Origin of the sequence: Actinomycetospora sp., assembly GCF_036497585.1 — a bacterium.
Taxonomy (GTDB): Bacteria; Actinomycetota; Actinomycetes; order Mycobacteriales; family Pseudonocardiaceae; genus Actinomycetospora.
In genome coordinates this window covers 1-17,055 of record NZ_DASXJD010000235.1, presented here as the reverse complement: position 1 = coordinate 17,055, position 17,055 = coordinate 1, and the positions used below count along the sequence as shown (strand labels likewise).

20 protein-coding genes and 1 pseudogene are annotated in these 17,055 nt (G+C 75.2%); 9 read left to right on the top strand and 12 right to left on the bottom strand.

Annotation, left to right across the window (positions count from 1 at the left end; translation table 11 throughout):
* Positions 1–171: 171 nt before the first annotated feature.
* The 10 genes from VGH76_RS24845 to VGH76_RS24800 all read right to left on the bottom strand — a co-directional run bounded on the left by VGH76_RS24845 (position 172) and on the right by VGH76_RS24800 (position 10,073).
* The gene (locus VGH76_RS24845) at positions 172–594 is read right to left on the bottom strand and encodes an enoyl-CoA hydratase-related protein (RefSeq protein WP_414637811.1); all 423 of its coding nucleotides are present in this window, start codon (positions 592–594) and stop codon (positions 172–174) included.
* A 144-nt stretch (positions 595–738) separates the two neighbouring features.
* A complete protein-coding gene (locus VGH76_RS24840) occupies positions 739–1,359 on the bottom strand; it encodes an AAA family ATPase (RefSeq protein WP_331559434.1) in 621 nt (206 codons plus the stop codon).
* A 41-nt stretch (positions 1,360–1,400) separates the two neighbouring features.
* A complete protein-coding gene (gene fgd / locus VGH76_RS24835; RefSeq protein WP_331559433.1) occupies positions 1,401–2,411 on the bottom strand; it encodes a glucose-6-phosphate dehydrogenase (coenzyme-F420) in 1,011 nt (336 codons plus the stop codon).
* A gap of 9 nt (positions 2,412–2,420) precedes the next feature.
* The gene (locus tag VGH76_RS24830) at positions 2,421–3,281 is read right to left on the bottom strand and encodes an alpha/beta hydrolase (protein ID WP_331559432.1); all 861 of its coding nucleotides are present in this window, start codon (positions 3,279–3,281) and stop codon (positions 2,421–2,423) included.
* A gap of 2 nt (positions 3,282–3,283) precedes the next feature.
* Positions 3,284–3,763 carry a (2Fe-2S)-binding protein gene (locus VGH76_RS24825; protein WP_331559431.1) on the bottom strand — a complete coding sequence of 160 codons (480 nt, stop codon included), beginning with the start codon at positions 3,761–3,763 and terminating at the stop codon, positions 3,284–3,286.
* The gene (locus VGH76_RS24820; RefSeq protein ID WP_331559430.1) at positions 3,760–4,590 is read right to left on the bottom strand and encodes an FAD binding domain-containing protein; all 831 of its coding nucleotides are present in this window, start codon (positions 4,588–4,590) and stop codon (positions 3,760–3,762) included. The genes VGH76_RS24825 and VGH76_RS24820 overlap by 4 nt, the downstream gene beginning before the upstream one ends.
* The gene (locus VGH76_RS24815) at positions 4,587–6,944 is read right to left on the bottom strand and encodes a xanthine dehydrogenase family protein molybdopterin-binding subunit (protein WP_331559429.1); all 2,358 of its coding nucleotides are present in this window, start codon (positions 6,942–6,944) and stop codon (positions 4,587–4,589) included. The genes VGH76_RS24820 and VGH76_RS24815 overlap by 4 nt, the downstream gene beginning before the upstream one ends.
* Entirely contained in the window at positions 6,941–7,708 is a 768-nt protein-coding gene (locus tag VGH76_RS24810) for an SDR family NAD(P)-dependent oxidoreductase (protein ID WP_331559428.1), read from the bottom strand. Before VGH76_RS24810 ends, VGH76_RS24815 begins: the two co-directional genes overlap by 4 nt.
* Positions 7,709–7,716: 8 nt before the next feature.
* On the bottom strand, positions 7,717–8,508 hold the full coding sequence (locus VGH76_RS24805) for an MBL fold metallo-hydrolase (RefSeq protein ID WP_331559427.1): 792 nt from the start codon (positions 8,506–8,508) through the stop codon (positions 7,717–7,719).
* Positions 8,505–10,073, bottom strand: coding sequence for a class I adenylate-forming enzyme family protein (locus tag VGH76_RS24800; RefSeq protein ID WP_331559426.1), 1,569 nt, complete (start codon positions 10,071–10,073; stop codon positions 8,505–8,507). Before VGH76_RS24800 ends, VGH76_RS24805 begins: the two co-directional genes overlap by 4 nt.
* 124 nt (positions 10,074–10,197) lie before the next feature.
* On the opposite strand from VGH76_RS24800, the gene VGH76_RS24795 reads away from it, so the two are divergent.
* On the top strand, positions 10,198–10,770 hold the full coding sequence (locus VGH76_RS24795) for a TetR/AcrR family transcriptional regulator (protein WP_331559425.1): 573 nt from the start codon (positions 10,198–10,200) through the stop codon (positions 10,768–10,770).
* A 13-nt stretch (positions 10,771–10,783) separates the two neighbouring features.
* On the opposite strand, the gene VGH76_RS24790 is transcribed toward VGH76_RS24795, so the two are convergent.
* A complete protein-coding gene (locus VGH76_RS24790) occupies positions 10,784–11,002 on the bottom strand; it encodes a hypothetical protein (protein ID WP_331559424.1) in 219 nt (72 codons plus the stop codon).
* Between the two features lie 164 nt (positions 11,003–11,166).
* On the opposite strand from VGH76_RS24790, the gene VGH76_RS24785 reads away from it, so the two are divergent.
* From VGH76_RS24785 to VGH76_RS24775, 3 genes are read left to right on the top strand one after another with little or no spacing between them, the layout of a single operon-like run.
* Positions 11,167–11,577, top strand: coding sequence for an acyl-CoA dehydrogenase family protein (locus VGH76_RS24785; protein WP_331559423.1), 411 nt, complete (start codon positions 11,167–11,169; stop codon positions 11,575–11,577).
* Complete coding sequence (locus VGH76_RS24780; protein ID WP_331559422.1) at positions 11,574–12,338, top strand: acyl-CoA dehydrogenase family protein; 765 nt, start codon at positions 11,574–11,576, stop codon at positions 12,336–12,338. Before VGH76_RS24785 ends, VGH76_RS24780 begins: the two co-directional genes overlap by 4 nt.
* A complete protein-coding gene (locus tag VGH76_RS24775; protein WP_331559420.1) occupies positions 12,335–13,396 on the top strand; it encodes an acyl-CoA dehydrogenase family protein in 1,062 nt (353 codons plus the stop codon). Before VGH76_RS24780 ends, VGH76_RS24775 begins: the two co-directional genes overlap by 4 nt.
* On the opposite strand, the gene VGH76_RS24770 is transcribed toward VGH76_RS24775, so the two are convergent.
* On the bottom strand, positions 13,383–14,501 hold the full coding sequence (locus VGH76_RS24770; RefSeq protein ID WP_331559419.1) for a hypothetical protein: 1,119 nt from the start codon (positions 14,499–14,501) through the stop codon (positions 13,383–13,385). The two genes, VGH76_RS24775 and VGH76_RS24770, sit on opposite strands and share 14 nt — an antisense overlap.
* Before the next feature lie 178 nt (positions 14,502–14,679).
* Between VGH76_RS24770 and VGH76_RS24765 the strand changes: the two genes are divergently transcribed.
* The 5 genes and pseudogenes from VGH76_RS24765 to VGH76_RS24750 form a co-directional block, all read left to right on the top strand.
* Complete coding sequence (locus VGH76_RS24765; protein ID WP_331559418.1) at positions 14,680–15,498, top strand: 3-keto-5-aminohexanoate cleavage protein; 819 nt, start codon at positions 14,680–14,682, stop codon at positions 15,496–15,498.
* A gap of 109 nt (positions 15,499–15,607) precedes the next feature.
* A pseudogene (locus tag VGH76_RS28090) lies at positions 15,608–16,015 on the top strand (alpha/beta fold hydrolase); the annotation flags it as partial.
* 154 nt (positions 16,016–16,169) lie between these two features.
* A complete protein-coding gene (locus tag VGH76_RS24760) occupies positions 16,170–16,379 on the top strand; it encodes a hypothetical protein (protein ID WP_331559417.1) in 210 nt (69 codons plus the stop codon).
* 40 nt (positions 16,380–16,419) lie between these two features.
* Positions 16,420–16,623 (top strand): hypothetical protein, encoded by a 204-nt coding sequence (locus VGH76_RS24755; protein ID WP_331559416.1) that lies wholly within the window; start codon positions 16,420–16,422, stop codon positions 16,621–16,623.
* A gap of 99 nt (positions 16,624–16,722) precedes the next feature.
* A partial coding sequence (locus VGH76_RS24750) for an SDR family NAD(P)-dependent oxidoreductase (protein ID WP_331559435.1) occupies positions 16,723–17,055 on the top strand: 333 nt, incomplete at its 3' end.

Sequence of the window (17,055 nt, the reverse complement as noted above, 5' to 3'; positions counted from 1 at the left end):
CACGCCCCGCCCGACGTCGGGCACGGCGCGCGCCGCGAGGGCCTGCATCACCGCCGCGACCCCGGAGCACAGCGCCCCCAGCAGCGCGACGAGGACGCCCCACCACACCCCGACCACCTCCTGGGCTCGCGGGCACGAGTGTGCACCCCCCGGCCCGTGACGGCGGTGGCCTCACCGTAGTCGCCCGCATGTGGTGCGGGCAGGTCCGACGGCCCCGCGGCGGTCGGTGCGGCGCCTCAGCCGTCGGGTGTTCTCGGCGATCTCCGCGGCGAGGGCGGCGACGGTCGGGGCCAGCTCGTCGGCGTGGAGGACCCGCGACACCAGCCGGCCGCGCAGCGCCTCGTCGGCGTCGAAGACCCGCCCCGTCGCCACCCACCCCATCGCCTGGGAGATCCCGACGATGCGGGGCAGGAACCAGCTCGAGGCCCCGTCCGGGGCGATGCCGCGCCGGGTGAACACGTAGCCGAACCGGGACTTCTCCGACGCGATCCGGATGTCGGCGGCCAGCGGCATCGTGGCCCCGACCCCGACGGCGGGTCCGTTGACCACCGCGATCACCGGCTTCGTCGACGCGGCGATGCAGAGCACGACCACGCCGCCGAGGTCGCGCGGGGCGACGCCCAGGGTGACCCCGGCGAGGCGGCGGGCACCCGCGGTGCGGCGGTGGTCGAACCTGCTGCCGCCGGCCTCGAGGTCGGCGCCGGCGCGGTCGGGCCGGGCACCTCGGTCCGCAGCCTGTCAGCCCCCGCCGGCGGCCGCATCGACCGCGTGCCGCAGCGCGGCGTCGATCGCGGCGAGCCCCTCCGGGCCGTCGCGGCCGTTGTCGACCGCGGTGTGCGGCGCCTCGGGCGGTTCGCCCGGCCGCATGCGGGCGACGAACGCGGCGAAGGCGCCGAGCTTCCCCGCGTCGCGCTCGAGTCCCCGCCGCTCGAGCCGTCGGCGCACCGTCTCCTCGTCGCAGCCGACCCACACGAGCCGTACCGGGTCGCCCCCGAGCTCGGCAACCCAACGTTCCCACGCCGCGCGGTCCCGGATCCGGCCGGTGAAGGGCCCCACGAGCAGGACCGGGCAGCCCCGCGAGCGGATCTGCCGCGCCGTCGCCGTCAGCCCGTCGTACTCGTGGACCTTGACGTGCTCGTCGTACCAGGGCCCCTCGCGCTCGCCCTCCGGCCGGCCCGCCGCCGCCAGGGTGGCGGCGACGAACCCGCCGTAGAGGGTGTCCTTGTCGAGCAGGGCGGGCACCGGGCGCAGCATCGCGGCCAGCCGGTCGGCGACGGTGCTCTTGCCCGCCCCGGGGGCGCCCGCCACGACCCACACGTCCGCGCCCCGGCCGGCCGCGGACCCGTGGGCCGGGATCATCGCTCGGTCACCTCACCGTGAACCGCTTCCGAGCCCTGGATTCAGGACGCGAGGTCGCGCAGTCGGGGGACGAGGTCCTCACCCACCTGCTCGAGGAAGCGTCGCTGGTCCGCCCCCGGCCCGTGCAGGACCAGGTGGTCGAGACCCGCCTCGACGTAGGGGCGGACCTGCTCGACGGCCTCGTCGGGGTCGGAGGTGACGATCCAGCGCTGCGCGATCTGCTCGATCGGCAGCTCGTCGGCGAGCTTCTCCATCTCCCTGGCCGTGGTGACCGAGTGCTTCTGCTCGGCGGTCAAGGACAACGGCGCCCAGAACCGGGTGTTCTCCAGGGCGCGGTCGGCGTCGCGGTCGTAGGAGATCTTGATCTCGATCGTGCGGTCGACGGCGTCGATGCCGGGGGTGCCGGCCTTCTCGCGGCCCTCGGCGAGGGCGGGCATGAGCTTGTCGGTGTAGAGCTCCATGCCCTTGCCCGACGTGCAGATCATCCCGTCGCCCGCGCGGCCCGCGTAGCGCGCCATCTGCGGTCCGCCGGCCGCCACGTAGATCGGCACCGGCTGGTCCGGGCGGTCGTAGATCGAGGCGTCGACGGTCGTGTAATAGTCGCCCTCGAAGTTCACCGACTCCTCGGTCCACAGGGCGCGGATCAGGCGCACGGACTCGCGCAGCCGGGCGAACCGCTCCTTGAAGTCCGGCCATTCCCGCCCCGACACGGCGACCTCGTTGAGGGCCTCGCCGGTGCCGATCCCGAGGATGACGCGCCCCTCGGTGAGGAGCGCCATCGTCGCGAAGATCTGCGCGATGACGGCGGGGTTGTAGCGGAAGGTCGGGGTCAGCACGCTCGTGCCGAGCTGGATCCGGGAGGTGCGCTCCCCGACGGCGGCGAGCCAGGCCAGGGCCGACGGCGCGTGGCCACCCTCGTGCCGCCAGGGCAGGAAGTGGTCGGACACCCAGGCGCTGTCGAGGCCGACCTGCTCGGCCTGCACCGCGAACTCGACCAGATCCCGTGGCCCGAACTGCTCCGCGGAGGCCTTGTACCCGATCTTGACGCTCACGCCGCGAGCCTACGCGCGGGCGACCTGGCCTGCAGTCGCGTCGCACCCCGCCACGAACTCCTCGATCAGCCCGTTCACGACCCCGGGCAGCTCGAGGTTGGCCAGGTGGCCGGTGCGAGGCAGGACGGCGAGCCCCGCGTCGGGGAGGGTGGCGTGGAGCATCAGCGTGGCGTCGAGTGCGTCGGGGTCGGTGTCGCCGACGAGCAGCATCGTCGGGACGCGCATCCCGGCGAGGTCGTCGCGCAGGTCGTACAGCGAGGGCCGGGAGGCCTGGACCCCACGCATCGTCAGCGCCGCGCCCACCGGGTCGTGCGCGGCGAGGATCCGGAGGTGCTCGGCGTGGGCGGCCGGGTCGCGGCGTCGCAGCGGCTGCCGCGCCGGACGGTTCCCGTAGTCCCACGCGACGGCCTCGCCCCCGTCGGTCCCGTAGGCGTCGGCGAGGGCGAGCGCGTCCGCCCGGAAGGCCTCCGCGTGCTCCGGCGCGGCGCCGTAGCCGCACCCGGCGACGACGAGCGCGACGGCCCTCTCCGGGTGGCGCAGCCCGAGGTGCAGGGCGGCGAACCCGCCCATCGAGTTCCCGACGACGACCGCCCGCTCGATCCCCAGCGCGTCGAGGACCGCGACGGCGTCGGCCACCGCCCGCTCCTGGGAGTAGGCCGCCGGGTCGGTGGGGACGTCGGAGGCCGGGTAGCCGCGCGCGTCGTAGGTGACGCAGCGGTGCGTCGCCGCGAAGTGGCGTACCTGCGGGTCCCAGGAGCGGTGGTCACCGCCGAACTCGTGGACGAAGAGGATCGGGACACCCACCGGCTCGCCCTGGTCGTACACCGCGAGCCCGACGCCGTCGTCCGCCACGACCCGTCGACGGAGCATCCTCAACGATCCTCCCGGCCCGCCATCGTCGCCGCGGCGCTCTCGACGGCGTCGACGATGCCCACGTACCCCGTGCAGCGGCAGATGTTGCCCGCCATCTCCGCGCGGATCCGGTCCCGGTCCGGAGTGGGCTCGACGGCGAGCAGGTGGACCGCCGTCATGAGCATGCCGGGGGTGCACGCCCCGCACTGCAGCCCGTGGCAGACCGAGAACGCCTCCTGCAGCGGGTGCAGCGTCCCGTCCGGGCCGGCGAGGCCCTCCACGGTGGCGACGGTGCACCCCTCGGCCTGGACCGCGAACATGAGGCACGCCCGCACCGGCTCGCCGTCGACGAGCACGGTGCACGCGCCGCACACGCCGTGCTCGCACCCGAGGTGGGTGCCGGTGAGGGCGAGGCCCTCGCGCAGCGCGTCGGCCAGGGTGTGCCGCGGCTCGACGTCGAGCCGGTGCGCCTCGCCGTTGACGGTCAGGGTGATCCTCATGCGGGCTCCGGGACGGGTGCGGGAGAGGCGGCGCCGGTCAGGTCGCCGAGTGCCCGCCGGGTCAGCTCGCGGGTCAACGCGCGGCGGTAGGCGGCGCTGCCGTGCAGGTCGGACGCCGGGTCGACGTCGTCGGCGACGGCCGCGGCGACGCCCTCGACGTCCCCGGGGTCGACGGCGTCGGCCGTCACCAGGTGCGGGACCCCCGCGACGCCGCCGACGACGACCCGCACCCGGTCGCCGAACCGGGCCGCGGCCACCGAGACGACCGCGAAGTCGCCGTGGCGGCGCGCGAACTCGGCGAACCCCCACGCGTCGGGGCGGGGGAGCTCGACGGCGGTGATCACCTCGTGGTCGCCCAGGTCGGTCTGCAGCGCGCCGCGGAAGAGCGTGTCCGCGCTGACCCGGCGAGAGCCGTCCGGTCCGGCGACGTGCACGGCGCCGTCGCACGCGCGCAGCACCGCGGGGAGCTCCGCGGCCGGGTCGGCATGGGCGAGGCTGCCCGCCACGGTGCCGCGGCTGCGGATCGCCGCGTGCCCGATGTACCGGGCGGCCGCGGCGGCGAGCGGGTGCAGCGTCTGCCCGGCGAGGGCGGCGTGGCGGACCAGCGCGCCCGCGCGCAGCACGCCGTCGCGCACCGCCAGCTCGTCGAGGCCCGGGACCCGGTTGACGTCCACGAGGGCCGCGGGCCGCGCCAAGCGCAGGGCCAGCACCGGCACGAGGCTCTGGCCGCCCGCGAGGATCTTGCCCTCGTCGTCGGCGGCGACCAGCGCGGCGACGGCGTCGTCGACCGAGGTCGCGCGGTGGTACTCGAACGGCGGGCACTTCACCGGTCCCCACCTCCGTGCAGCAGCTCCCACACACAGGACGGCGTCACGGGGAGGTCGTCGACCTCGACGCCGAGGGCGTCGACGAGGGCCCCGGCGACGACGGCGTTGGGCGCGAGCGTGCCGCCCTCGCCGACACCGCGGACCCCGGTCGGGTTGGCGGCGGGCACGCTGACGTGGTCGATACGCAGCTCGGGGATCTCCCCCGAGGTCGGCATGAGGTAGTCCAGCAGCGTGCCGGTGGAGAGGTTGCCCGCCTCGTCGTAGACCAGGTGCTCGTACATCGCGCCGCCGATGCCCTGGGCGATCGACCCGGCGATCTGCCCGTCGACGATCACCGGGTGGACGATCGTGCCGGCGTCCTCGACGCAGACCCAGTCGAGGATGCGGACGGCGCCGGTCGCGGGGTCGAACTCGATCGCGGCGAGCTGCGCGCCGGCGGCGAACGCGCCGCGGATCGGGTCGTAGAACTTCGTGCCCTCCAGGCCGGGCTCGAAGCCCTCGGGCAGCCGATCGGACTGCAGGTAGGCCACCCGCGCGACCTCGGACAGCGAGATGATCGGCTTCTCCTGGCCACGGACGTGGACCTGGCCGGCGCGCAGGTCGAGGTCGGCGACGTCGACCTCCCGCAGCGCCCCGGCGAGCTCGAGGACCTTGTCGCGGACGTGGGCGCCGGCGAGGTGCGAGGCGCCCCCGCCGATCACCGCCTGGCGGGAGGAGAACGCGCCGAAGCCCCAGAGCGACTCGTCGGTGTCGCCGATGCGCACGTCGACGGCGTCGTAGTCGACGCCGAGCGCGTCCGCGACCACCTGGGCCATCGTCGTCTCCAGCCCCTGCCCCTGGGAGGTGACGCCGGAGAACACCGTCACCGCGCCGTCGGGGTTGACCCGCACCGTGCAGGCGTCGTGGCCGGTCCGGAACGGCATCCGCGGCCCGGCGGAGGCGGCGCGGCCCAGCCCGGTGAGCTCGTTGTAGATCCCGACACCGATCCCGACCGGCTTCTCCCCGGCGTCCCGGCGCCGGGCCTGCTCGGCGCGCCACCGGTCGACGTCGAAGACCTCGACGGCGCGGTCGAGGCAGGCCTCGTAGGCGCCGGAGTCGTCGACGAGCCGCGACGGCATCCGGTAGGGGATGTCGGCGGGCAGGATGAGGTTGCGTCGCCGCAGCGCGATCGGGTCCATGTCCAGCGCCCGCGCGCCGGAGTCGAGCAGTGCCTCCATCGCGAACACCGTCGAGGGCCGCGCGACCCCGCGGTACGGGCCCGAGGGGCTGGTGTTGGTGGCGACCCCGCGCACCGTGCACTCGTAGTGCTCGAGCTTGTAGGGCCCGGTGAGCAGCCCGCCGGCCATGAGTGGCTCGATGCCCGCGGTCCACGGGTAGACCGAGTACGCCCCGGTGTTGCACCAGACGTCGGCGCGCACCGCGAGCAGTGCGCCGTCGGCGGCGAACCCGGCGCGCAGCACGTAGCGGTGGTCGCGGGCGTGGGTGGCGGCCAGCAGGTGCTCCACGCGGTCCTCGACCCACTTGAGCGGCACGCCCGGCGTCGCGATCGCAATCAGGCACAGCGCCACGTCCTCGGGGTAGAGCACGGCCTTGACCCCGAACCCGCCGCCGACGTCGGGCGCGATCACCCGGATGTTGCCCACGGGCAGGTCGAGCAGTTCTGCGAGCTGGGTGCGCACGAGGTGGGGCACCTGGGTGCCCGACCAGAACGTCAGCCGCCGGTCGGCGGCCTCGTAGCGGGCGACCCCGGCGCGGCACTCGATGGGGTTCCCGCCGTGGCGGTTGGTGGTGAGCTCCCGGTCGACGACGACGTCGGCCGCGGCGAGCGCCGCCTCGACGTCGCCGGCGCGGAAGGTGCGCGAGAGCAGCAGGTTGTCGGGGGCCTCGTCGTGGACCGGGTCGGTGACGTCGGCGGGGTCGGTCCAGGCGCAGACCGTGGGCTCGAGCGGGTCGTAGTCGACGACCACCGCCTCGGCGCCGTCCTCGGCGAGGTAGCGGTCGTCGGCGACGACGGCGGCGACGGCCTCCCCGGCGAAGCGGACCTTGCCGCGGGCCAGCGGCGGCTGGTCGGTCTCGACGTAGCCGGGCAGGGCCGACTGCGCCCGCAGCGCCACCGCGGCGAGGGCCGGGTGCTCGCCGGTGAACACCGCGTGCACGCCGTCGACCTCGAGCGCCCCGGAGGCGTCGACCTCGGTCAGCCGCGCGTGGGCGATCGGGCTGCGCACGAACGCGACGTGGCGCATCCGGGGCAGCACGAGGTCGGAGACGTAGCGCCCGCGGCCCGTGAGCAGGCGCGCGTCCTCCTTGCGACGGACCGCGGTGCCGGTGGCGGGCCGGTGCTCGGCGGCCGTCATCCGACCATCGAGAAGCCGCCGTTGACCGAGACGACCTGTCCCGTGGTCCACGACGAGCAGGGGGAGGCGAGCAGCAGGATCGTCGGGGTGACGTCCTCGGGGCGCCCGAGGCGGCGCAGCGGGTAGAGCGCGGTGATCTTCTTGAGCCGCTCGTCCTCGGTGCCGCCGGTGTGGGCGGCGAAGTTGTCGGTCTGCACGAGCCCGATCGAGACGGCGTTGGCGCGGATGCCGTGGCGGGCGAGCTCCTTGGCCAGCGACTTCGTCAGCCCGAGCGTGGAGGAGCGCGCGGTGGCGGTGACCGCCAGCCCGGACTCGCCGACCCGCCCCGAGTCGCCCATCAGCGAGACGATCGCCCCGCCCCCGTGGTCGACCATCCGCCGGGCGACGGCGTGCGAGATGCGCAGCGTGCCGGTCACGGTCACCTCGATCTCGGCGGCGAACTCCTCGGCGGAGCGCTCGAGGAACCGGCCGCGGCTGGTCGCCGCGGCGTTGTTGACCAGCACCCCGATCTCGCCGAGCTCGGACTCCACGGTGTCCAGCGCCCGGCCGACCGAGGCGTCGTCGCGGGTGTCGACGCCGACCGCGATCGCCTTCACCCCGGCAGCGCGGGCGGCTTCCGCGGCCTGCTCGGCGCCCTCCGCGGACGTGTGGTAGCCGAAGGCGACCTGGGCGCCCTCGGCGGCGAACGCCTCGCCGATCGCGCGGCCGAGGCCCTGTCCGGCGCCGGTGACCAGCACGGTGGTGCCGGCGAGCTGTAGATCCATGGAGGCTCCTAGACGGTGAGGAAGGTGCGGCGCTCGCCGACGGTGACGACCCGGCCGAACGCCAGGCCGGGCAGGTGGCCCGGGGCGACGAGGTCCGCGGTGTCGGTGACCTCGTCGACGAGCCGGTTGCGCATCGCCTGCGCGGCGAGCGGGTCGACGTCGAAGACGGCCTGCCAGTCGGGCTCGGCGAGCTCGACGACGGAGTGCGCGACGTCGCCGATCAGCAGCGCGCGCTCGCCGCGGCTGGAGACGACGTAGGTGGTCGAGCCGGGCGTATGGCCCGGCGTCGGGCGGGCGTCGAGGCCCGCGGCGAGCGTGTGCTCAACGGCGAAGGGCTCGAGGCGCTCGCGCAGCGGGGCGAGCTTGCGGACCGCGCCGGGGTCGGCGTCGGCGGCGTCGACGAAGTGCGCCCAGTCCGCCTCGTGGACCCGGTAGGTGGCCCGGGGGAAGACGACCTCGCTGCGGCTGGTGGCCCAGCCGACGTGGTCGAAGTGCAGGTGGGTGAAGACGACGTCGGTGACCTCGTCGGGCGTGGTGCCGGTGGCGGCGAGGGCGTCGAGGAACCCGCCGCCGGCGTAGTGGTCGTTGTGGATGCGCCCGACGCCGGCGTCGACGAGCACCGTGCGGTCGCCGGTGCGCAGCAGGAACCCGCCGAGGGTGAGCACGAGGTCGCCGTGGGCGTCAAGCTGCTCCGGGTGGCAGGCCCAGCGGTCGGCGCCGGGCACGGAGAGCACCTCGCGGGCGTTCTCGCGCCCGGTGCCGTCGACGATCGGCACGATCTCCAGGTCGCCGACCCTCACGAGAGCACCCGCTCGTCGAGGAGGCGGGCCAGCTCGAAGCGCTTGACCTTGCCCGAGCCGGTGCGCGGGATCGTCGTCGTGAACCGGATCTCGGCAGGGACCTTGAAGCCGGTGAGGTCGCGGCGGCACCGGGCGACCAGGGAGGATGCGAGCGCCTCCTCGTCCGGCGGGTCGCCGCCCGGCACGACGAAGGCGACCGGGACCTCGCCGAGGTCGGGGTGCGCGCGCCCGACCACGGCGGCATCGGCCACCCCGGGTGCCGCGAGCAGGACGTTCTCCACCTCGGCCGGGTAGATGTTCTCGCCGCCCCGGATGATCATCTCCTTGGTGCGGCCGCAGATCGTGAGGTAGCCGTGCGGGTCGGCCCGCGCGAGGTCGCCGGTGCGGTACCAGCCGTCGACGAGCACGTCGGCGGTCTGCTCGGGCTTGCCGTGGTAGCCGCGCATGACGTTCGGGCCCCGCACCCACAGTTCGCCCTCCCCGCCCGGCGGCGCGTCGGCGCCGGTGGTCGGGTCGACCAGGCGGACCGAGAGCCCGGGCAGCGGCAGCCCGCAGGAGCCGTAGGGGCGGCCGCCGTGCGGCCAGTTCATCGTGACCATGGTCGAGGTCTCGGTGATGCCGTACCCGTCGAGCAACGGGACCCCGAAGCAGTCCTCGAAGGCCCGGTCCAGCGCGGCGGGGAGGATCGCGCCCGCCGAGATCGCGACCCGCAGCCGGTGCCGCGGCGTGCGGCCGGCGTCGGCCTGGACCAGGTAGGAGAACCCGGTCGGCACGCCCGGCAGCACCGTATACCCGTCCTCGGCGAGCAGCTCGAGGATCCGGCCCGGCGAGAACCGCGGCAGGATCCGCGCGCCCGCGCCGGTCGCGACGACGCCGAGCACGCAGAGGTCCAGCGCGTAGGAGTGGAAGAGCGGCAGGGCGCAGAGGACGTCGTCGCCGGCCGCAAGCCCCGCGATGGGCGCCCAGCACGCCGCCACCACCCACAGGCAGCCTCGCATCGTCAGCTCGACGCCCTTGGGGCGCCCGGTGGTGCCGGACGTGTACAGCATGAAGGCGGTGGCGTCGAGGTCGCTGGGGTCCGGGGCGGGGGAGCGAGGGTCGGTCGCGACGAGATCGGCGTACCGGTGCCCTCCCGGTCGGGGCGTGTCGCCCACGACGACGACGGTGGTGGTCGCGTCGACGAGCCCGTCGAGGAGGTCGGCGTGCTCGGTGTCGGTGACGACGACGCGGGCGCCGCAGTCGGCGAGCATGTATGCCAGCTCGGCGGGCGCGGCGTCGGGGTTCAGGCACGTCGCGACGCCGCCGGCGCGGGGGACCGCGAGATAGGTCTCGGCGGTCTCGACCCGGTTGGCCATCACCATCGCCACCCGATCCCCGGGGGCGAGACCGAGTTCCACGAGGTGGCCGGCCAACCGTGCGGTGGTCCGCGCGAACTCGGCGTAGGTGACGCGGCGGTCGTCGTCGGCGAAGGCGGTGGCCGGGCCGCGCTCGGCGGCGTGGCGCTCGAGCAGCTCCCCGATCGGCCGGATCAGCTCGGTCCGCAGCACCGCGTCCCCTCTCGCCAACTAACGCTCGTTAGTGACCGTAGGGCGGTCGTGGTGGCGCGCACAAGGGGCTCACGAACGCTCGTTAGTCGCTAGGGTGGCCCGCGTGGCCGCTGCGTCGTCGGGGACAGCTGTTCGCGATCCCGTGACCAGCGAGCGGGTGCTCGACCACGCGCTCACGCTCTTCGCCGAGCGCGGCTACCACGGCACGGCGCTCTCCGAGATCGCCGGCGCGCTCGGCGTGCGGACCCCGAGCCTCTACAACCACATGCGCTCCAAGCACGAGCTGCTCGAGGCGATCATCGACGCCACCACCGCGGGGGTGCTCGAGGATTTCCACACCGTGCGCGACGAGGGCGGAAAGCCGGCGGACGTGCTGTACCGGGCCGCACGGGTCTACGCCTACCGGCACGCGACGCACCGTCGGGAGGCCCTCGTCGTCAACCGCGACACCTCCAGCCTGGAGGAGCCGGTGCGCTCGACCCTGCAGTCCCGCCGTCGGGAGCACGAGCACGCGTTGCGCACGGTGATCTCCGAGGGCGTCGATCGCGGCGTGTTCCACGTGGACTCGCCCGCCCTGGCCTCGTTCGCCATCCGCGAGCTGTGCGTGAGCATCGCCCGCTGGTTCTCCGAGGACGGGCCGCTGTCCGCCGACGAGGTCGCCGACCAGTACGCCGGTTTCGCGCTGCGGATCGTGGGGTGCGCTGCGCGCTCGTGAGCACTTTCGGTGGCTATAGCCACCGAAAGTGCTCACGAGCCGTGGGCACCCGGAACACGACCCTCCCGATGACGAGCGCGTCGGTGCGCAGCCCGGTGTCGGCGAGGACCGCGAGGTGGTAGCCGCCGTTGAGCCGTCCGCCGCCGATGCGCCAGCGCTCGGCCAGGGTGAGGTCGAACCCGCCGTCGGGACCCGGGACGCCGGTGGTGTCCTCCTCGAGCTCGCTGATCACCGGGGCAGTCAAGCAGGCGGGGCCGGGAGGCTCGTCGGGGTCGGCACCGTGATCACGACTTCGTGAGCGACACGCCCGAGCGGTGCCGCGACGCTCTCACGAGGTCCGGATGTCCGTCCCGGAGCGGGCCGCGGGGCGGAGCCCGTCCGGCCGGGCGAGGATGGGTGACCCCGACCCGGAGGGACACCGCCGTGCTCTTCTCGCCGACCCCGCTCTCCCCGGCCGAGGACGCGCTGCGCCACGAGGTGCGCCGCTGGCTCGTCGCGACGCTGCCGGCCGACTTCCGGCCGGGCCTGGGACTCGGCGGCCGCCACGACCCGGAGTTCAGCCGCGAGCTCGCGAAGCAGGGCTGGGTGGGCATGACGATCCCGCGGGCGTACGGCGGGGCGGGGGCGAGCACGGTCGAGCGGTTCGTCGTCGTCGAGGAGCTGCTCGCGGCCGGCGCGCCGATCGCGGCGCACTGGATCGGCGAGCGCCAGACCGCCCCGGCGCTGCTCCGCTTCGGCACCGAGGAGCAGCGGCGGTGGTTCCTCCCGCGGATCGCGGCGGGGAGTGCTTCTTCTCGCTGGGGATGAGCGAGCCCGACGCCGGGTCCGACCTCGCCTCCGTGCGCACCACGGCCACCCGCACTGAGGACGGCTGGCGGGTCGACGGGACCAAGGTCTGGACGACGAACGCCCACCTGAACCACTTCTTCGTCGTGCTGTGCCGCACCTCGGCCGCCGAGGACCGGCACGCCGGGCTCTCCCAGCTCATCGTCGACCTGTCCTCGCCCGGGGTGTCGGTCTCGCCGATCCCGCTGATCGACGGCGAGCTGCACGTGAACGAGGTCGTCCTCGACGGCGTGCACGTCCCCGACGAGCGGGTTCTCGGCGAGGTCGGGCAGGGTTGGGCGCAGGTGACCGCCGAGCTCGCCCACGAGCGCTCCGGCCCGGACCGCTACCTCTCGGTGCTCGGCCTGCTGCGCGCGTTCCTCGCCGAGCGCGGGCCGGACCTCGAGGACCACACCGCGGCCGCGTTCGGGGCGGTCGCGGCCCGGCTGTGGACGATCCGGCAGCTCTCGCTGGCCGTCGCGCGCTCGCTCGAGCAGGGCGAGGCGCCCGCGACGGAGGCGGCGCTGGTCAAGGACGTCGGCACGGTCTTCGAGCAGGAGGTGGTGGAGACGATGCGGGAGCTCGCGGGGACCGAGATCGACCCGGAGGCGTCATCGCTGTTCGAACGGCTGCTCGCGGAGTGCGTTCTCAACGCGCCGAGCTGGACCCTGCGCGGCGGCACCACCGAGGTGCTGCGGGGGATCGCGGGGAAGGCACTGACCCGCGACGGCTCGGCCCGATGAGCGACACCGACACCGCCGAGCTGCGCGACGCGGTGGCGGCAGTCCTGCGCGACCGCTGCACCCCCGAGGCCCTCGAGGCGGCGGAGCGCGACGGCTGGGCCCCCGGGGTGTGGGGGCCGCTGGCGGAGGGCGGGTTCACGACGGTGTCCGTGCCCGAGTCCGCGGGCGGGTCCGGCGGATCGGTGGCGCAGGCGTGCGCGGTGCTCGAGGCGGTCGGGGCCGCCGCGGCGCCGGCGCCGGTCGCGGAGACCGGCCTGCTGACGGGCCGGCTCGTCGCCGCGGCGGGGCTCGAGCTCCCGGACGGGCCGGTGTCGACGGCCGCGTCCCCGGGGGTGAGGCTCGACGGCGGCGCGCTCGCCGGCACCGTCGCCCGCGTGCCGTGGGCCCGGGCCACCACGGCACTCGCCCTGGTCACGGAATCCCCGGACGGCCCCGTCGTCGCCCTGGTCGACCCCGCTGCCACGACGATCACTCCCGGGCGCACCCTCGCCGGAGACCCCCGCGACCACGTCGTCCTCGACGGCGTCCGGCCCCTCGCCACCGCGCCGGCCCCGCCCGACGCGGCCGTGGCTCTCCGGCGCCGCGGCGCCCTCTCCCGCGCCGCGCTGATCGCCGGCGCCGCCCGGGCCGTGCTCGAGCTGACCGTGCGCTACACCGGCGAGCGCATGCAGTTCGGCCGGCCGGTCTCCGCGTTCCCCGCGGTCTCCGCCCACCTCGTGCGCCTCGCCGAGCACACCGAGCTCCCCGCGATCGCCGTCCGCACCGCCGCCGCGACCGCCGGCGAGGAGGGCGAGCCGACCGACCTCGCCGTCGCCGCCGCGGCGGCCGCCGTCACCGACGCCGCCGGCGCGGTGGCCGCGGCCGCGCACCAGGCCACCGGCGCGATGGGCATGACGCGCGAGTTCGCCCTCGGCGCCCTCACCCGCCGGCTGTGGTCGTGGCGCGACGAGTGGGGCGGCGGGCGCCCGTGGGCCGTCGAGCTCGGCCGCTCGCTGGCCGCGGGCGGCGCGGACGCGTTCTGGCCGACGATCGCCCGGGGCCTGGTCAGCGAGCGGTGAGGTGCAGGTCGGCGACGAACCGTGCCCGGTAGCGCTCGACGAGGACGAGGAGCACGAACTCGACCACCACCGCGACCACCACCAGTTCGGCGTCGAGGTAGCCCAGCGCCACGTTGACCCCGGCCAGGGCGATCACGAGGCCGGCCCGGCAGACCGCCGTGCCCCACCGGTCGCGGCCGAGGAGCAGCGCCACGGCGGCGAGGAGCAGCAGCACGCCGACGACGGCCTCGCCCGCCGAGGCGACGACGAGGAAGGGCGGCCGCGTGCCCGGCGGGACCACCTGAGCGTCGAGGACCAGCTCCGCATCGGGGCCGCCGGCGAGGAGGACGGCGAGGATCACCAGCCCGAGCAGGGACGCCGCGCCGAGCAGGGCCGAGCCCGCGATGAGCACGAGGCGGGCCACCCACCGCGGGGCGAGGACGGCCTCGGCGCGCGCGAGTGCCGCGCGCGTCGCCCGGGTGCGGTGGCCGGGCGGCTCGACGGGCGCCGCCTCGACGAGCGGGCGGACCGCCCGGGCGTGGGCGGCGAGGTCCGGGCGCGCGGGGTCGGCCGCCATCGCGTCGAGGTCGGCCAGGAGCCCGTCGCGCGCGGCCGGGGTGAGGGGGCCGTCGGCGACCTCGGTCAGCCCCTCCGCCGCCGCGTAGGCCCGGGATCGCGGTTGGTCGAGGTGGGTGCGGCGCGCCAGGGTCGCGAGCCCGAGCACCGCCAGGAACACCACGTAGATGATCGGGGCCGCGAGCGGGGTGAAGTAGTCGTTGTGGGCGGTGATGAACTTGCCGACCTCGTCGACGAAGAGCCCCGACCCGACGCCCACGAGGACCGCGGTCAGCGGGTGCACCCACCGGTTGCCCCACAGCAGCGCGGCGAGCCCGCCGAGCAGCAGGAGCAGCCCACCCCAGAGGGCGTGCGCGAGGTGGTACTGCCCGCCGCCGATCTGCGGGTAGCCGGTGAGGACCAGGTAGAGCCGGGTCACGACGACGGTGACGCCGAAGGCCACCGCCACCAGGCGCACGCTGCGGGCGCCGTCGGCGCGCTGGACCGGCGTGCGACGCCGGGTCCCGGCCACCGTCGTGCCGGTCTCGACGGCCACCGGCACCGTGCTCATCGTGCCTCCCCCTCGTCCTGCCAGACGCTAACCGGCCGGGTCCTGCTACCACCAGGCGGAACACGGACGAGACGTCACCCTCGTGCCGCAACGATCACCCGGAGTGTGCGTCTGCACATGCGCCTGTCGTGTCAGGATGTCGTTGAAGCCGAGACCGTCTCGGTCCGCGTGGGAGGCCGTGGTGCTGCAGTGCTGCCCGAACGGGACGCGCCCCGCGGAGGGCGTGTCCCCGGCGCTGCCGAGCACACCGGAGGACCTCGCGCGCGACGCCGGCGCGATCGCCGCGCTGGGCGTGCGCAGCTTCCACGTCCACCCGCGTGACCGCGACGGCCGCGAGTCGCTCGCGCGCGACGTCATCGGGACCGCCGTCGCCGCGATCCGCCGGGCCGCCCCCACCGTGGAGATCGGCGTCCCGCTGGCCCGGTGGGTCGAGCCCAACGCGTTCCGTCGGACCGAGCTGGTGCAGGAGTGGGCGAGCCTGCCCCGCCACGCCAGACCCGACGTGGTCGCCGTCAACGTCCACGAGCGCGGCTGGGAGACGATCTGCGAGGCCGTCGCCTCGGTCGGTCTCGGGATCGAGCTCGGGGTGTGGACCACGGGCGACGCCGTGCAGCTGCGGCTGGCCGGCGTGCCGCTCAACACGGTGCGGGTGACCGTCGAGGTGACCGTGACCGATCCGGACTCGGCGGTGGCCGAGGCGGTCCGCCTCCTGCGGGCGCTGCGCCCGATGCCTGTGCCGATCCTGCTGCACGGCGAGGAGGGCGGCGCCTGGCCGGTGCTCGACTACGCCCGCCGCCAGGGCTTCGACACCAGGATCGGCTTCGAGGACACCCTCACCGGCCCGGACGGCGTGTGGTCGGCGACCGGGAACGAGGAGCTCGTCCGCTATGCCCTGGGCCAGGCCGTAACCCCCCGCGCCGACCCCCACCGCCGCCCGCGGCGCGGCCTGCTCGGCGGTCTGAGCTTCGGCCGCTCCCGGGCCTCGCACCGCGGCTGAGCCCGGGCACGTCGAGCCGGAGACCCCGGTGACACGGGTGGGACGCTCCTCGGCGTGACCACGACCGCCGACGAGCTGCCCACCACCGTCGTCGGCGCCGGGGACCCCGTCGTGCTGGTGCACGGCTCCGGCGGCGCCCGCCGACTCGTGGACCCCGGTGGCGGAGGCGCTCGCCGGCGAGTTCGAGGTCTGGTCGTTCGTCCGCCGGGCCTACACCGGCATCCCGGGCCCGGCGCCGCGCACCTTCGCCGCCGAGGTCGTTGACGTGCGGGGGATCCTCGCCGCCGTCGGGCGCCCCGCCCACCTCGTCGGCGCCTCCCTCGGCGCGACGCTGGCGCTGCACACCGCGCTGGCCGGTGCCGGCCGCCCCCGGGATCCGCTCCCTCGTGCCGTTCGAGCCGCTGGCCCGACCAGTCCCACTTCGTCACCGCGACCGCGCCTTGGCTCTTCGCCGACGCGGTCGCGGACTTCGCCCGCCGTCACCGAGCCCGTCACTGAGCCGGTCACACCCGCTTGACCGGCGCTCGCTCGGGGTGGTTCGGTCTATCCCGTGGCAGCCGAGCTCTCCCTGGTCACGCGTGACCATGTGGATCTCTGCCGTGTCTGGTCCTCCTCCTGTCACTGAGCGCCGCCGCCAGCTGACACCCACCCCCTTGTCCGAGGAGACCTCTGTGCCCACGTCCTTCACCCCGCGCGGCGCCGCCGTCGCCAGCTTCCTCACCCACCTCGACGCGCTCGTGCAGCGCGAGGTCACCGCGGTCGACGCCGGCGCTGGGCGCTGGGAGCTCGAGGCGGAGCGCATCGCCGCCGAGGTCGCCGGTGCGCTCGGTGCGCTGCGCTCCGACCTCCAGCGCCACCGCACGGCCTTCGCCGCCGACTGAGCCGACGTGGCTCTCGCCGAGGGGTGGCAGGCTGCCCGGCGTGAAGGCCGTGGTGCGGGTGACGGGCAGGACGGCGGCCGAGCTCCGAGGTGCCGCCGTCGACGCGGCGGAGGCGTTCGCCGCGGGCGAGACCTACGAGATCGAGTGGCCGGAGGTCGTCGAGTCCGAGCCCCACGGCGACGGTGGCCTCCGGTTCCTCGCCGACGTCAAGGTCGTCGTCGCCGACGAGGTCTCGCTCTTCTGAGCGGCGAGCCTGGTACGTTCATCGGTACTCCAGAGTCGTAGTGAGTACCGATAGTCGGGAGACCGCGTGAGCGCATCGCTGAAGGACCGCACCATCGTCATGTCCGGCGGCAGCCGGGGCATCGGGCTGGCCATCCTGCTGGCGGCCGCGAAGGCCGGCGCCAACGCGGTCCTGCTCGCCAAGACCGACCAGCCCGACCCGCGCCTGCCCGGCACCGTCCACACCGCCGTGCAGGAGATCGAGGAGGCGGGTGGCCAGGCGGTCGCCGTCGTGGGGGACGTGCGTGAGGAAGCGGACGTGACCCGCGCCGTCGAGACCGCCACCGAGCGCTTCGGCGGCGTCGACATCGTCGTCAACAACGCCTCGGCGCTCAACCTCACGGGGACCCTCGAGCTGACCCCGAAGCGCTACGACCTCATGCAGCAGATCAAC

Coding starts and splice junctions, on each gene's coding strand:
- VGH76_RS24770 (WP_331559419.1), bottom strand. CDS start 14,501: ATGAGCACGGTGCCGGTGGCCGTCGAGACCGGCACGACGGTGGCCGGG.
- VGH76_RS24810 (WP_331559428.1), bottom strand. CDS start 7,708: ATGGATCTACAGCTCGCCGGCACCACCGTGCTGGTCACCGGCGCCGGA.
- VGH76_RS24780 (WP_331559422.1), top strand. CDS start 11,574: ATGAGCGAGCCCGACGCCGGGTCCGACCTCGCCTCCGTGCGCACCACG.
- VGH76_RS24775 (WP_331559420.1), top strand. CDS start 12,335: ATGAGCGACACCGACACCGCCGAGCTGCGCGACGCGGTGGCGGCAGTC.
- VGH76_RS24825 (WP_331559431.1), bottom strand. CDS start 3,763: ATGAGGATCACCCTGACCGTCAACGGCGAGGCGCACCGGCTCGACGTC.
- VGH76_RS24830 (WP_331559432.1), bottom strand. CDS start 3,281: ATGCTCCGTCGACGGGTCGTGGCGGACGACGGCGTCGGGCTCGCGGTG.
- VGH76_RS24815 (WP_331559429.1), bottom strand. CDS start 6,944: ATGACGGCCGCCGAGCACCGGCCCGCCACCGGCACCGCGGTCCGTCGC.
- VGH76_RS24840 (WP_331559434.1), bottom strand. CDS start 1,359: ATGATCCCGGCCCACGGGTCCGCGGCCGGCCGGGGCGCGGACGTGTGG.